Annotated in this window: 17 protein-coding genes and 1 pseudogene; 5 read left to right on the top strand and 13 right to left on the bottom strand. The window is 64.7% G+C overall.

Going from position 1 to position 14,027, the window contains the following annotated elements:
• Nucleotides 1-157: 3-hydroxyacyl-CoA dehydrogenase family protein (locus tag JHC36_RS10515; RefSeq protein WP_287918852.1), on the top strand; the 157-nt coding region annotated here is incomplete at its 5' end.
• Between the two features lie 100 nt (nt 158-257).
• On the opposite strand, the gene JHC36_RS10510 is transcribed toward JHC36_RS10515, so the two are convergent.
• Nucleotides 258-734 (bottom strand): potassium channel family protein, encoded by a 477-nt coding sequence (locus JHC36_RS10510; protein ID WP_287918843.1) that lies wholly within the window; start codon nt 732-734, stop codon nt 258-260.
• A 41-nt stretch (nt 735-775) separates the two neighbouring features.
• Here JHC36_RS10510 and JHC36_RS10505 point away from each other — a divergent pair, with 41 nt between their 5' ends.
• Both JHC36_RS10505 and rpoH read left to right on the top strand, forming a co-directional pair.
• Nucleotides 776-1,858 (top strand): serine/threonine protein kinase, encoded by a 1,083-nt coding sequence (locus tag JHC36_RS10505; RefSeq protein WP_287918840.1) that lies wholly within the window; start codon nt 776-778, stop codon nt 1,856-1,858.
• Nucleotides 1,859-2,042: 184 nt separating this feature from the next.
• Nucleotides 2,043-2,978 (top strand): RNA polymerase sigma factor RpoH, encoded by a 936-nt coding sequence (gene rpoH / locus JHC36_RS10500; protein ID WP_287918837.1) that lies wholly within the window; start codon nt 2,043-2,045, stop codon nt 2,976-2,978.
• A 339-nt stretch (nt 2,979-3,317) separates the two neighbouring features.
• On the opposite strand, the gene cyoE is transcribed toward rpoH, so the two are convergent.
• Genes cyoE through JHC36_RS10480 form a run of 4 tightly spaced genes read right to left on the bottom strand, consistent with a single transcriptional unit; the run spans nt 3,318 to nt 6,758 of the window.
• Entirely contained in the window at nt 3,318-4,217 is a 900-nt protein-coding gene (gene cyoE / locus JHC36_RS10495) for a heme o synthase (protein ID WP_124222173.1), read from the bottom strand.
• A complete protein-coding gene (locus tag JHC36_RS10490; protein ID WP_287918834.1) occupies nt 4,214-5,365 on the bottom strand; it encodes a COX15/CtaA family protein in 1,152 nt (383 codons plus the stop codon). Before JHC36_RS10490 ends, cyoE begins: the two co-directional genes overlap by 4 nt.
• Before the next feature lie 18 nt (nt 5,366-5,383).
• Nucleotides 5,384-6,121 carry an SCO family protein gene (locus tag JHC36_RS10485; RefSeq protein ID WP_287918831.1) on the bottom strand — a complete coding sequence of 246 codons (738 nt, stop codon included), beginning with the start codon at nt 6,119-6,121 and terminating at the stop codon, nt 5,384-5,386.
• Nucleotides 6,072-6,758, bottom strand: a complete 687-nt coding sequence (locus JHC36_RS10480) for an SURF1 family protein (protein ID WP_287918849.1) — start codon at nt 6,756-6,758, stop codon at nt 6,072-6,074. Before JHC36_RS10480 ends, JHC36_RS10485 begins: the two co-directional genes overlap by 50 nt.
• Nucleotides 6,759-6,818: 60 nt before the next feature.
• Between JHC36_RS10480 and JHC36_RS10475 the strand changes: the two genes are divergently transcribed.
• Nucleotides 6,819-7,043 carry a twin transmembrane helix small protein gene (locus JHC36_RS10475; RefSeq protein ID WP_287918828.1) on the top strand — a complete coding sequence of 75 codons (225 nt, stop codon included), beginning with the start codon at nt 6,819-6,821 and terminating at the stop codon, nt 7,041-7,043.
• Between the two features lie 149 nt (nt 7,044-7,192).
• On the opposite strand, the gene JHC36_RS10470 is transcribed toward JHC36_RS10475, so the two are convergent.
• From JHC36_RS10470 to JHC36_RS10435, 8 genes are all read right to left on the bottom strand, one after another.
• Nucleotides 7,193-8,074, bottom strand: coding sequence for a cytochrome c oxidase subunit 3 (locus tag JHC36_RS10470; RefSeq protein ID WP_287918825.1), 882 nt, complete (start codon nt 8,072-8,074; stop codon nt 7,193-7,195).
• Nucleotides 8,075-8,149: 75 nt separating this feature from the next.
• On the bottom strand, nt 8,150-8,350 hold the full coding sequence (locus tag JHC36_RS10465; RefSeq protein ID WP_124222181.1) for a DUF2970 domain-containing protein: 201 nt from the start codon (nt 8,348-8,350) through the stop codon (nt 8,150-8,152).
• 13 nt (nt 8,351-8,363) lie between these two features.
• Nucleotides 8,364-8,975, bottom strand: a complete 612-nt coding sequence (locus JHC36_RS10460) for a cytochrome c oxidase assembly protein (RefSeq protein WP_287918820.1) — start codon at nt 8,973-8,975, stop codon at nt 8,364-8,366.
• Nucleotides 8,976-9,011: 36 nt separating this feature from the next.
• Nucleotides 9,012-9,125, bottom strand: a complete 114-nt coding sequence (locus JHC36_RS10455) for a cytochrome oxidase small assembly protein (RefSeq protein WP_211330952.1) — start codon at nt 9,123-9,125, stop codon at nt 9,012-9,014.
• 8 nt (nt 9,126-9,133) lie between these two features.
• Nucleotides 9,134-10,759 (bottom strand): cytochrome c oxidase subunit I, encoded by a 1,626-nt coding sequence (gene ctaD / locus JHC36_RS10450; protein ID WP_124222185.1) that lies wholly within the window; start codon nt 10,757-10,759, stop codon nt 9,134-9,136.
• A 50-nt stretch (nt 10,760-10,809) separates the two neighbouring features.
• Nucleotides 10,810-11,985: a cytochrome c oxidase subunit II gene (gene coxB / locus JHC36_RS10445; RefSeq protein WP_287918846.1), complete on the bottom strand. Its 1,176-nt coding sequence runs from the start codon at nt 11,983-11,985 to the stop codon at nt 10,810-10,812.
• 78 nt (nt 11,986-12,063) lie between these two features.
• Complete coding sequence (locus JHC36_RS10440) at nt 12,064-12,570, bottom strand: DUF2244 domain-containing protein (RefSeq protein WP_287918815.1); 507 nt, start codon at nt 12,568-12,570, stop codon at nt 12,064-12,066.
• Nucleotides 12,571-12,668: 98 nt separating this feature from the next.
• Complete coding sequence (locus JHC36_RS10435; protein ID WP_287918812.1) at nt 12,669-13,565, bottom strand: methyltransferase domain-containing protein; 897 nt, start codon at nt 13,563-13,565, stop codon at nt 12,669-12,671.
• Nucleotides 13,566-13,586: 21 nt separating this feature from the next.
• Here JHC36_RS10435 and JHC36_RS10430 point away from each other — a divergent pair.
• Nucleotides 13,587-14,027: pseudogene (locus tag JHC36_RS10430) on the top strand (ComF family protein); the annotation flags it as partial.

The raw sequence follows: 14,027 nt of genomic DNA, 5'->3' as shown, positions 1-14,027 counted from the left end.
GGCCGACATGATCGGGCTGGACGTGTGCCTGGCCGTGATGGAGGTGTATCTGCGCGAGTTCGGCGACAGCAAATACCGCCCCTGCCCCCTGCTCAAAGAAATGGTCGCCGCGGGCCGCCTGGGCCGCAAAACCGGGCGCGGGGTGTACAGCTACTGAGCCAGCGCTGCGCCCTGGGAGCGCGCGCAAGCGGCCGCCCATTGCCTCTAGTTTTCATATCGTCAGCAGACTGTTCGGCGCTGGAGTTGCGGGTGAAACTTCAGAAACCCGGGTTCTCAAACGGCATCCGAGGCGGCTCGTGGACCGCTGCGCCCCCGTGCGAGGGCGCAGCGGCCTGGGCACGCACCTCCTCGCGCAAGGCGCGCACCTCCGCGCGCAGCGCGCCGATCTCGCGCATGAGGTCGCGCTCGATCTGGCGTTCTTCGACCTCGACCTCCTCGTCGACGAAGATCGCCGAGAGCGAGGCCGTCGTCAGCGACAGGACGGCGAGCCCCGGCAGCACCACCGCCACCGAGAACAAACGCGAGGCGGGCGTCGTCGGCACGATGTCCCCATAGCCCACCGTGGCTGCCGTCTCGAACGCCAGCCAAAGGCCATCGCTCAAGCTATGGACATGCGGGTCCAGCAGCCAAAAGCCCACGCCGCCCAGGACGAGAATCGCCACAGCCAAGGCCAGGGAATACAGCAGGCCACGGCGCACCAAGCGCACACGACGCAGACGGTTCTGTTTGCTCATCCAGCCATTTTGACGCAACCGAGGCCAGCGACAATGCCGGCATGCCGCTCACTCCAAAGCCCCTGCCGCCCCATCCCGCCGAGCCTCTAGACACCGGCGGCGCCCCGCACCCGTACACGGCGCTCACGCCCGATCGCGTGCTCGACGCACTGGCCGCGGTGGGCTGCTACGGCGACGGCCGGCTCACCGCGCTCAATTCCTACGAAAACCGGGTCTATCAAGTCCATCTCGACGAGCCGGTGCTGGGCCACCGCGTCGTCGTCGCGAAGTTTTACCGGCCTGGGCGCTGGAGCCGCGCGCAGATTCTCGAAGAGCACGCCTTCGCCACCGAGCTTTCCAAGGCCGAAGTGCCGGTGGTGGCGCCGATCGCGCTCGCCGGCCAGACGCTGCACCACCATGCGGGCTTCGACTTCACCCTCAGCCCCTGGCGCGGCGGGCGCGGGCCGGAGCTCGACGACTTCGAGGTGCTCGAGTGGATTGGCCGCTTCCTCGCGCGGCTGCACCAGGTCGGCTCGGCGCGTCGCTTCGAAACGCGCCCCGCCATCGACCTGCAGCGCTACGCGCTCGAACCCCGCGACTGGCTGCTGGCACACGAGGCGGTGCCGCTGGAGGTGCGCGGCGCCTGGCTCGAAGCCGTCAACCAAGCTATATCTTTGATAGCCAAGTATGACGCGTTGATGCCGGCATACGACCCAAAAACGGCCCAGATCACGCGGATCCGCCTCCACGGCGACTGCCACCCAGGCAACATCCTCTGGACGCCTGCCGACCGCCCCGAGCCGGGCCCGCACTTCGTGGACCTCGACGACGCGCGCACCGGCCCAGCCGTGCAAGACCTTTGGATGCTGCTCTCGGGCGACCGACGCCAGCGCACCGCACAGCTCGGCGCGCTGCTCGACGGCTACACCGAACTGCGCGACTTCGACCGCCGCGAGCTCGCCCTGATCGAGCCGCTGCGCACCCTGCGCCTGATCCACTACAGCGCCTGGCTCGCCCGCCGCTGGCAAGACCCCATCTTCCCGATCAACTTTCCCTGGTTCGGCACGCCCGACTACTGGCGCGGCCAGATCGACACGCTGAATGAGCAGATCGAGGCCATGGAGGAACCGCCACTCGAGCCCTGACCCCAGCCGACCGACGTTTGATCTCCGTCAAACTCCAGCCCCTGCGCTGCGCGCATATTGGCCTTGCGGACGCCTATGCCGAGGCACGCGACGCCCTCAATTCCCTACGAATCTTGGGAACTTTTTCGTTTAGCACTCGATCGAAGCGAGTGCTAATATGAACAACATACGGAGGAACCCCAACATGAACCCAACGGCCAACGCAACGACGCTTCCTGCACCAACCGCCTGGAGCCAGGCGCTGACGATTCCACCGTTGGGCAATCTCGATGCCTACATCACGGCCGTCAATCGCATGCCCATGCTGACGCCCGAGGAAGAGGTCAGCTATGCGCGCAAGCTACGCGACGAGGGCGACCTCGAAGCCGCCGCCAAGCTCGTGCTCTCGCACCTGCGGCTGGTCGTGGCGGTCTCTCGGCAGTACCTCGGCTATGGCCTGCCGCAAGCCGACCTGATTCAGGAAGGCAACGTCGGTCTGATGAAGGCCGTGCGCCGCTTCGACCCGGATCGTGGTGTGCGCCTCGTCAGCTACGCGCTGCACTGGATCAAAGCCGAGATTCACGAGTACATCCTGCGCAATTGGCGCATGGTCAAGCTCGCGACGACCAAGGCTCAGCGCAAGCTCTTCTTCAACCTGCGTTCGATGAAGCAAGGCTTCAAGGACGATGCCGAGCACGAGTCGCACCGCGAAACCCTCAGCACCCGCGAAATCGAGGCCATGGCCCGGGAACTCAAGGTCAAGCCCGAAGAAGTCGTGGAGATGGAGTCGCGCATGGCAGGCGGTGACGTCGTGCTCGACCCGACCCCGGCCGCCGACGGCGAAGAGGCCTTCGGCCCGATCGCCTACTTGGCCGACACGCAAAACGAGCCGACCGCCGTGCTCGAGGCGCAGCAGCGCGACGCGCTCGCGAGCGTTGGCTTGGCGAACGCCTTGGCCGCGCTCGACCCGCGCAGCCGCCGCATCGTCGAGCAGCGCTGGCTCAACGTCAAAGACGACGGCTCGGGCGGCATGACGCTGCATGAACTGGCGGCGGAATTCGGCGTCAGCGCCGAGCGCATCCGCCAAATCGAGGCGGCGGCCATGAAGAAGATGCGCCAGTCGCTCGCCGCGTACGCCTAAGGCAACGCTGCACAAGTTCCCGTGATGGCGCGCGCCCGGCCGCGGGATGGGATGCGAGGCGTAAACCGCAGCGATAGCCGCAGCTATGGCGAGGATTTGCAACGAAGCAGACCGCCCGCAGCTGGGATGCGCGACTCGCGCGGGACTTGTTCAGTGTTGCCCTAATTCCACTCCGCTCCCCAACCGGCCGCTTCTGCGGCCGGTTTCACTCGACGGCTTACCACCGGCTCATTGCCGGGCCTCTTGGTGTGTGCACGGGTCCAGCGGGCGGCCTCGAGCATCCGCCCGGCGTGTCGGGCGGCTCGGCGATGGCCTCCGTGGCTCAGGCCCGCAAGGGGCTCACATCAGGTAGTGATCCAGCAGCAGCGCGAGAAACAGCAAGCTCAGGTGGATCAGCGAAAACCGAAACGTCTTGCGCGCCAGCGCATCGGAGTAGTTCCGCCACAGCGCCACCGCGTAGCCCACGAAACCGGCGTTGAGCACCACCGCCGCTGCCAGATAGAGCCAGGAGCTCATGCCATAAGCAAACGGCAGCAGGCACGCCGCAAACAGCACCAGCGTGTAGAGCAGGATTTGCAGCCGCGTGAATTCGTTGCCGTGCGTCACCGGCAGCATGGGCAAGCCCGACTTGCGGTAGTCCTCGACCCGGTAGAGCGCAAGCGCCCAAAAATGCGGCGGCGTCCACAGAAAGATGATGAGAAACAAAATCATCGCTTCGGGGCCGACGTCCCCGGTCATCGCTGCCCAACCCAGCACCGGCGGCATGGCCCCGGAAGCGCCGCCGATGACGATGTTTTGCGGCGTCAGCGGCTTGAGCACCAGCGTGTAAATCACGGCGTAGCCAACGAACGTCGCCAGCGTGAGCCACATCGTCAAGGGATTGACCCAGACATAGAGCACCCAGGATCCCAGCGCGCAGAGCACGGCCGAAAAAACCAGCGCCTGAGTGTTGCTCAACTCACCGCGCGCCGTCGGTCGCCACGAGGTGCGGCGCATGCGGGCGTCGATGCTTTTCTCGACCAGACAATTGAAAGCGGCAGCCGCGCCCGCCACCAGCCAGATGCCCACCGAGGCGACCAGCATGCGCTGAAACTGGGCAGCGCTGGGCATTCCGGGAACGGCGAGAACCATGCCGATCAGGGCACAAAAGACGATCAACTGCACGACGCGCGGCTTGGTCAGCGCGTAATACTGCCGAACGACGGACAGTGCGGGAGAGGCGGTAGCAAGGGTGCTCATGCGGGCAAATTCGAGGGGTGCAAGGCGGCGCTGCGCGCGCTCGCGAACTGAGGTTCGGGCCGGGCGAGATGGAAGGCGAGCAAAGCCACCAGGGCAGCTGCACCCCCGGTGTGCGCCACGGCCGCCAGAAGCGGCCAGCCCAGCACCACATTCGACAAACCCGTGAGCAACTGCCAGAGTCCGAGCAGCGCCAGCCCCTTGGCCAGCCGCGGCTCACGGTCGGTGCGATACAGCCAAAACGCCATGCCCCAGAGCAGCAGCAGCAGCGCATAGGCGTACAAGCGATGCATGTAGTGAATGGCCGTCAGCGCGGCGAATGAAATCGGCTCACCGGCAGCGGTAAGCCCCAACGGCCGCCAAACCGAAAAACCCTCAGAGAAATTCATCGCCGGCCACCAACTGCCCTGGCAGCGCGGAAATTCCGAGCAGGCCAAAACCGCGTAATTCGTGCTCGTCCACCCGCCCAAGGCGACCTGAAACACGACCAGGCCCAACAACAACGCGGCCGCGCGCCGCTGGCTCGGTCGCCAGCGATGCGGCATTCCTGCGGCGGCCAGCGGCGCCAGCTGCGCCCCCTGGGCCGCCAGCAAGGCCAGCAGCCCTACCCCACCGAGCAAGTGCGCCGTCACGATCGCGGGAAACAGCTTCATCGTGACCGTCAGGGCGCCAAACGCCCCCTGAGCCAAAACCCACAGCAGCGTCAACCCGGCCCAGCGCAGCCCTCCGGGCCCCTCATCCAATGCGGAGCGCCAACGCCAGCGCAGCGCCAGCAGCGCGACGATGAGCGCACCCACGCCGGTCGCCAGGTAGCGATGCACCATCTCGATCCAGGCCTTGCCATGGGTCACGGGCCCGGTCGGCATGACCGCCTGCTCGGCTTCGATCGCCGCGCGCGCCCCGATCGGGCTGCTGTGGCCATAGCAGCCGGGCCAGTCCGGGCAGCCCAGCCCGGAATCGGTGAGCCGCGTAAAGGCGCCGAACAAGACCAGATCGAAGGTCAGAAAAACGGTCAGAACCGTCAAGGCCGCCAGGCGGTCCCGCGGCTCCGCCCAGCGCTGGCGCCAAAGCGTCCAGCCGAGCAATGGAGTGGCCGCGGCCGCACCCACGAGCAGCAACTGCAGCAGCGGCGAGAGGTCGACGAGCGCCATGATCGTGCCCCGGCTTCGTCAGTGCTGCGCCGGCGCGGGCCGACCCGGCTGGTCCCAGGACGCGGAGGCGCGCAGCAGCCGTTCCAGATCGCGACGCGCCTTGGTGGCGCTGGCGAGGTCCAGCCCCGCCGGAAAGCGCATCATCCAGTTCCCGAGCGGGTCAACCAAGTAGAAATGATCCTCGAGCGCATGTCCGGGCGCAGGCTCGAGCCAGCGGCTGAGCACATCGGCCGGAACCCGCAGCACGGTCGCCTGCGCCAACGCCGGCAACAGCGCTGGCGGCACTTCACCCTCGTCGCTGATCAGCCACACACGGTCGACGCGGTCCTTGTCCTTGCCGAGCGCTTCGCGCAGCTGCCGCTGCAGGTAGAGCTTGTCCTGACACGCGCGGTCGCAGCCCGCCGGCGCCACCACCAGCAGCAACCACTGCCCTTTGAGGCTGCGCAGGTCCACCGGCGTTCCATCGAGCCCCCGCGCGACCCAGGCCGGCAGCGGCCGCTGCGGCTCGATGATGTCCCCGTAGTTCCGCCGGCCTTCAGGGCGAAACACGTAATACGCCAGGTAAGACGCGATCACCGGCGCCGCGCAGACCAGAAAGAGCAACAACATCTGGAGCCGCCCACGGCGGATCAAAGCGGGGTCGGCCCCGACAGCGCCGGGCGGCAGACTCAGCGGAACTTCATGAACCGTCAGGCCGAGAGGCTCGTCAGTCCTGGTTGCGGAGGGAGCGGAAGCGGACAATTTGGAATCCCACATAGAGAATAAAAATCAAGCCCGAGAGCGCAAACCACTGCGCGGCATAGCCATAGTTGCGCTCGGCGCCGATTGCCGGTGTCGGCCAGTCCCGGCGCAGCCCATCTGCCGGCGCAGGATCGGTCTGCAAGACCGCGAAATCCACGAGCGGCAAGTGCGTCTCCTGACGAAAACCAGCGATGTCCAGATTCTGCCGGATCGCCCCTGAGGGCGCCGATCCGAGTTCGTATAGCCGCGGAATCCGCGGGACGACGCGACCGACGACCGTGACGTCCCCTTCGGGCGTCGGGATCCGGGGCAAAGCCTGACGGTCGCGAAAGTCCCGCGGCGCCCATCCGCGGACGACCAAAACCGCGACCGCGCCGTTTCGGGTCGGCACTTCGAGCGGTGTGACCAGTTCGAAGCCCGGCCGCCCATCGCGCTGTCGGTTGTCGAGATAGACCGTGTAGCCCGTGAGCCAACGGCCCTGCAAGCGCACCCGCCGGCCGGTCGATTCGCGGCCCTCGAGGGCCTCCTCGAGGGTCAGTTCCGGCAAGCGATCGGCTTCTGCCTGGCGCGCGGCCAGTGCCTCGCGTTCGTGCGCCCGCGAGAGTTGCCACACTCCCAAGCCGAGCGTGAGGGCAAAGCCGAATACCGCCACCGCGGTGAGCAGCCAATCGCGTCTGGCGCGCAGCTTGGTTTTCAATCGATAATCCCCAGCATGAACATCTTGGTTCCGCTCGCTTTCGCCGCAATTCTCGCCAGCCTGGGCGCCGCGCTGTATTTCATGCTCAAGCGCAGCGGGAGCGACGAACAAGCGCGCTCGCGCAACATGGCGCGGGCGCTGGCGTTTCGCGTCGGGTTCTCCGTTGCGCTGTTTCTCTGCATATTGGCCGCTTGGAAGTTGGGCTGGATCCAGCCGACCGGGATTCCCGCTGGGAAGTAAACCAGAGCTGACAAAAAAGCGCCTTGCGGCGCTTTTTTGTTGGGCCATGCTCTGAGGCAGCGCTGAACAGGTCCCTCGCGCGCCGCGCATCCCATCCCGCAGCCGGGCGCGCGCCATCACGGAAACTTATCCAGCCTTGCCCTGAGCGATCACATCCAGTAGACGAGGATGTAGAGGCCCAACCAGACCACGTCGACGAAGTGCCAATACCAAGCCGCGCCTTCGAAGCCGAAATGGCGCTGTGGCGTGAAATGCCCCTTCATCAGGCGCAACGTGATGAACAGCAGCATCAACATGCCGACGAACACGTGAAAGCCATGGAAGCCCGTGAGCATGAAGAAGGTCGAGCCATAAACGCCCGACGAGAGCTTCAGGTTCATCTCGGTGTAGGCATGGAAATACTCATAGCCTTGAACCACCAGGAAGATCGCGCCGAGCAGCACGGTCATCCACATGAAGGCGATCGTCTTCGTGCGCTGCCCGGCCTGAAGTGCATGGTGTGCGATCGTCAAGGTCACGCCCGAGGTGAGCAGCAAGGCGGTGTTGATCGTCGGCAGCCAGAACGGACCCATGGCCTGGAAGGGTTCGACCGTGCCGGCGGGCGAAGTCGTCGCCCCCGGGACGGCCGACGGCCATGCCGGCTTGAAATCAGGCCACAGCAAGGCGTTGTCGAGGCTGCCCAGCGCCGGCACCGAATGGGTCCGAGCCCACCAGAGCGCGGTGAAAAACGCGCCGAAGAACATCACCTCCGAAAAGATGAACCAGCTCATGCTCCAGCGGAAAGAGAGATCGACTTTTCGGCTGTAGAGACCGCCTTCGCTTTCGTGAATCGCGTCACTGAACCACTGGTACAGCACGAAAAGCCACCAAGCCAAACCCGCGAACAAGACGAACTTGCCCCAGTCGGCGCCATTGATCCATTGCGCCGCGCCATAGATGACGAAAAGAAGACCGGCGGCGGCCATCACCGGGTGCCGCGATGGACCGGGGACGTAGTAGTACGGCGTCGCGCCTTGGGCATGGGTACTCATGGGTGCTCCTGATGAATCATGGATAGAAAAACAAATGGCCGAACGCAGTAGGCAGATTTCAGAGGTCGCTGGCCCTCAAGTGCCGACGACCCAACGCACGAAGAAGCCCAGGCCGACGATGAAGCACAGCACCGCAATCACCGCGACCAAGATGACGTGCAGCGGATTGAGCTGCTGAAAGTCTTCTTCGAGGCCGCTGCGGCGCCGGATCCCGAGAAACGACCACGCGACGGTACGCAGCGTTCGCAAAAAACTGGTGGACTCGGAACGCGACATGTCGGGCCTGCTTTCAAGACAGGCGCTGGCCCGCTGCCAGCGCCACGGAACCCGCCGGAGCCGCCGGCGCCTTGCCTCCAACCTCGAAGAAGGTGTAGGACAGCGTGATGGTTTTCACGTCTTTCGTCAACTTCGGGTCGATGTAGAACACGACCGGCCAGCGCTTGGTCTCACCCGGCTCGAGCGTGTATTGGTTGAAGCAAAAGCATTCGAGCTTGTTGAAATGCGCCGAAGCCTGATTGGGGGCGTAGCTCGGAATCGCCTGCGCTGTCATGCGGCGATTCTGGACGTTGCGGAACTCGTACATCACGGTCGCCAACTCGCCGGGGTGGACCACGATCGAGCGCTTCTCAGGCTTGAACTCCCAGGGGCCGCGCGCGTTCGCGTCGAACTCGACGGTGATCGTGCGGCTGTAGTCGATCTGGGTATTGGCCGGGAGCTTTGCATCTTTTCCGGCCGCGCCCACACCGGGCACCTGTCGCTCCGACAAGGACAAGATGTTGATGCCCGTGGCCTCGCAGATCCGCTGGTAGATCGGGATCAGCGCATAACCGAACGCGAACATCCCGACCGCAACGACGGCGAGCTTGCCGAGCATGCGGCGGTTGTCTCGTACAGCGACCATGGGCGACTGACTCTGCGGACTCGGGCGGGGTACGGCTCAGGACCGAAGCAGCCACATCTTCGCAACAAAGCCCAGGAAGAACACCAAGGCGATGGACGCGAGGATCCAGCCCAGACGCTGGTTGCGGCGCTTCAGATCCGATTCGCTCATGGCTTCCCTCAGCCGATCACGCGGGTTGCGGTCGCATCGAGTTTGGGCGGCGTCTCGAAGGTGTGGAACGGTGCCGGCGACGGCACTTCCCACTCCAGACCCTCAGCGCCTTCCCAGGGTTTCTGGGGCGCCTTTTGGCCTTGACCGCGCATCACCGGCAACACGATGAAGAAGAAGAAATAAACCTGCGCCAGACCGAAGAGGAAGGCACCGACCGAGGCAATGGCATTGAAATCGGCGAACTGCATCGGATAGTCCGCGTAACGGCGCGGCATACCGGCAAGGCCGAGGAAGTGCATCGGGAAGAAGGTCAGGTTGAACGACAGGATGGACCACCAGAAGTGAATCTTGCCGCGCGCTTCGTCGTACATCACGCCAGTCCATTTCGGGGACCAGTAATAGAAGCCCGCGAACAGCGCGAACAGCGAGCCGGCGACGAGCACATAGTGGAAGTGCGCAACGATGAAGTAGGTGTCTTGCAACTGGATGTCCAGCGGCGCGACCGCGGGCATCAAACCGGTAAAGCCGCCGATCGTGAACACGAAGATGAAGCCCACCGCAAACAGCATTGGAGTTTCAAAGGTCAGCGACCCTTTCCACATCGTAGCGATCCAGTTGAAGATCTTCACGGCCGTCGGAACGGCGATCAGCATGGTTGCGTACATGAAGAACAACTGACCCGTGACCGGCATGCCCGTCGTGAACATGTGGTGCGCCCACACGATGAACGAAAGAATGGCGATCGAAGACGTGGCGTAGACCATCGAGGCATAGCCGAAGAGCTTCTTGCGCGAGAAGGCCGGCACCACCTGGCTGATGATGCCGAAGGCCGGCAAGATCATGATGTAGACCTCGGGGTGACCGAAGAACCAGAAGATGTGCTGGTACATGACTGGGTCACCACCACCCGCCGGGTTGAAGAAGCTGGTTCCGAAATGACGGTCGGTCAGCGTCATCGTGATGGCACCGGCCAGCACGGGCATCACGGCGATCAGCAAGTACGCGGTGATGAGCCAGGTCCAGCAGAACATGGGCATCTTCATCAGCGTCATGCCGGGGGCGCGCATGTTGAGGATCGTGACGATGATGTTGATCGAGCCCATGATCGACGACGCGCCCAGGATGTGCATGGCGAAGATGCCGGCGTCCATCGAGGGGCCCATCTGCAGCGTCAACGGGGCATAGAGCGTCCAGCCGGCTGCGGGCGCGCCGCCCGGCATGAAGAAGGAACCAACCAACATCAAGCCTGCCGGCACCATCAGCCAGAAGCTGAAGTTGTTCATCCGGGCAAACGCCATGTCCGAAGCCCCGATTTGCAGCGGGATCATCCAGTTCGCGAAGCCCACGAAGGCCGGCATGATGGCGCCGAACACCATGATGATGCCGTGCATGGTGGTGAGCTGGTTGAAGAACTCGGGGTTCATGATCTGCAGCCCCGGCTGGAACAGCTCGGCCCGGATGCCCAAAGCCAGCACCCCGCCGATCATGAGCATCGTGAAGCTGAAGAGCAGATACAGCGTTCCGATGTCCTTGTGGTTGGTGGCGAACACCCAACGGCGCCAACCGGTGGGCGCGTGGTCGTGGTGGTCGTGGGCGTGATCGCCCGCGGCGTGATGGTCGAGAACGGCACTCATCTCGGGTTCCTTGTCAGACGGTTTCGGTACGGTTCGGTCGAGTCTTATCGTTATCCCTTGCGTGCAGCGGCCACTTCAACGGGCTGCACCACCTGTCCGGTTTGGTTGGACCAGGCGTTTTTCGTGTAGGTGACGACGGCGGCGAGTTCGGTGTCCGAAAGCTGCTTCCACGCCGGCATGGCACCGTTGTTCTGGCCGTTGAGCAGCACGTGGATCTGCGTCATCTTGTCCGCGTCGAGCACCTTGGGCGAGCCGTCGAGCGCCTTGATCGGGCCCGCACCCTTGCCGTTGGGCTGGTGGCAGGCGGCGCAATTGGCCGCATACACCTTCTCACCGCGCGCGACGAGATCCGAGAGCGCCCAGACCTTGTTCGGATCATCGGCAGCAGCGGCCATTTTTTTCTTCTGATCCTCCACCCACCGCGTGTATTCGGCTTGCGGCAGCACCTTGACATGAATCGGCATGTAGGCATGTTCTTTACCGCACAGCTCCTGGCACTGGCCGTAGAAGTCACCGGTTTTTTCGGCCTTGAACCAGGTGTCGCGCACGAAGCCGGGGATGGCGTCTTGCTTGATGCCGAACTGCGGCACGGCAAAGGCGTGGATGACGTCGTTGGCGGTGGTGATGATGCGCACCTTTTTGCCCACGGGCACGACGAGCGGGTTATCCACCTTCAGCAGGTAGTCGTCGCCCGCGGGCTTGCCTTCGGCGGACAGAATGCGCTGATTGGTGTCGAGGGTCGAAATGAAGCCGATGCCCTCGCCCTCACCGCGGATGTAGTCGTAGCCCCACTTCCACTGATAGCCGGTGACCTTGATGGTCAGGTCTGCATTGGAGGTGTCCTTCTGGGCAATCAGCACTTTGGTGGCTGGAAGCGCCATCAGGATGACGATGATGAAGGGGACGATCGTCCAGACGATTTCGACGGTGACGGATTCGTGGAAGTTGGCAGCCTTGTGACCGACCGACTTGCGGTGTTTCCAGATGGAATAGAACATCACCGAGAAGACCGCGATGAAGATGGCGGTGCATAGGATGAGCATCATCCAGTTGAGCCAATTGATTTCGGCGGCAATCTTGGTGGCCGGCTCGGGCAAGTTCAACTGACGGACCGCAGGGCCGCCGGGCAGGTCGTTGACCGCCCAGGCCGCCGTGGAGAGCCATGCAGCCGAAGCCACGCCGACGCGCTGCAACCACTGGGCGGATTGCTCGAGCTTTCTGTTCATCATGTACACCACGTTTGCCTCTGCTCCAATAAGCTTGTTACCGATTCCTGAACGGGTACCCGAAAGCGGGAACCACCCTTACACCGCCGAAGCGACTCCGCGTCCCAGCCATTGGCCGCACAGAGCGCTTTGAATTTCCCGCCCCAGCACCCGCCGATACTCGGGACGCAAATGACGACCGATGGCTATCGAGCGGTCGCGCGCCTGCAACACGACGAGCGCACCGGCCTCGGCCGCCGACGCATCGACGCGCACCGACGAGCGATCGAACTCGAGGCGTTCGACACGACCGGCCAGCTCGACCTCGACCGAGAGGACTCGGCCATCGAAGACCAAGCGCTCGCGATCTGCCGCGTGCCGGGCGTAGCACACGAAGGCCACACCTACGGCGAGCAGCTCCAAACCGGCAAAACCCGCGACGAACGGCGCCCCATGCCACCAGAAAAACCCAGACAAGCCGCCCGAGACCACGCACAAGGAGGCGTAGAGCCACAGCAGTTGGCGCGGCGTGATCGAACAGTTGCGCCGCAAGCACCACTCCAGACCTTTCGGGGAGCTTTGCGCGAGAACGGGAGCTGCAGACATGGGTGGATCGGTGGCCGAAACCCCGACGAGATATATCGGGCTTGACTTATTTTAACCCGACCGACCCAAGGTTTTGATAATTCTCAACCTTTCGCGCATTAGGGTTTGCGCTGACTCAACTGGCGTCGAAGATCGGTCACGGGGATCACGGATTCGGCCGATCGGGGCGTGCGAGGCACCCCTTTGAAAGCGTGTCCGTAGACGATTTCGAACGTGAGGGTCAACTGCCCACCCTCGGCCGGGTTGGCCAGCGCCTCGGTGACGGCGCGCAGCCACTGCGTGCGCCAGCCTCGTCCCCGCAGCGTGGGATGGCGATCGACATGCAGGTTGCGGCCCAGACCGCGCAGTTCCTCGAGCAGCCGCTCGGCTGTCGGGAAGGCGAGCGTGATGCGTTCCATGTCCATGACCGGTTCCGCGAAGCCGCTGTGCACGAGCATGTCCCCCCAGTCGTGCATGTCGGTGTAGGCCTGCGCGGGCGGCGGCCAGCCCTCGGCCTCGTGGAGGGCGCGCAGCTCGCGCAGCGTGTCCGGGCCGAAGCAGGAAAACATCAGAAAGCCGTCTGGCGAGAGCAGCCGGCTCCAATGCCGGAGCAAGGCCTGCGGCTCGGGATGGGCGTGCAATCCCATGTTGGACCACAGCAGATCGACGCTGCCTTCGGGCGGGGGCGTCCAGCGATGCGGCGGCGTGCGCCAGGCCTGCGGCTGCCACCAGCGACCGCGCAAGCGCTGCTGCACCTGCGCTTGCGCCTGCGCGCTCGATTCGACGATGTGCACGGTGGCAGCCGGATAGCGGCGCAGCAGGGCCGCGTGGGTCTCCATGCCGCCGCGCCAGGGCTCCCAGTGCACCCAGGTACGCGGCGCGCGCGTGATCCAGCCCAGCCGAGGCTCCATGCGCCGCCCGACCTCCTCGTGCAACCAGGGTGACTGAGGGGCGACGAGACGTGCCCAACGCGCAGCGGCACGCGGATCGAGCGTTGGTGGGCGATCGGGGGACATGGCGGGCAGTATATTGAGCCCATGCTCGAGGCGATTCCAGCGTTGGCCGCATGGCTTTCGAACCGCTTGCCGGCCCGCTGCGCCGTCTGCGGAGCCTGGCCATCGGCACCGGTTTGCGGCGCCTGCACGGCGCACTTTGCCCCTGCGCGCGCCCGGTGCATCACCTGTGCTGCGCCGCTGAGAGCGGCCGTGGCGCAGTGCGGGCGCTGCCTCATCGAACCCCCGCCAGTCGATGCGAGCTTCGCCGCGGTCGACTACGACTGGCCTTGGTCCGAACCGGTGTTGCGCTTCAAGTACGGCGGCGAAACGGCCTGGGCGCGCACTTTTGCCGAGTTGATGCGGGCCAGCCCCGGTGTTCAGCCCTGGCTCGAGGGTGTCGATGCGCTCGTGCCTCTGCCCTTGGCCCGCGCGCGGCTGCTGGAACGCGGCTACAACCAGGCGCTGCTGCTGGCCCGGGCGCTC

The sequence above is a fragment of the Tibeticola sp. genome (genome assembly GCF_022759015.1).
GTDB classification, from domain to species: domain Bacteria; phylum Pseudomonadota; class Gammaproteobacteria; order Burkholderiales; family Burkholderiaceae_C; genus Tibeticola; species Tibeticola sediminis.
The sequence above is the reverse complement of the archived record's forward strand: the minus strand, read 5'-3'. Positions and strand labels throughout refer to the sequence as shown.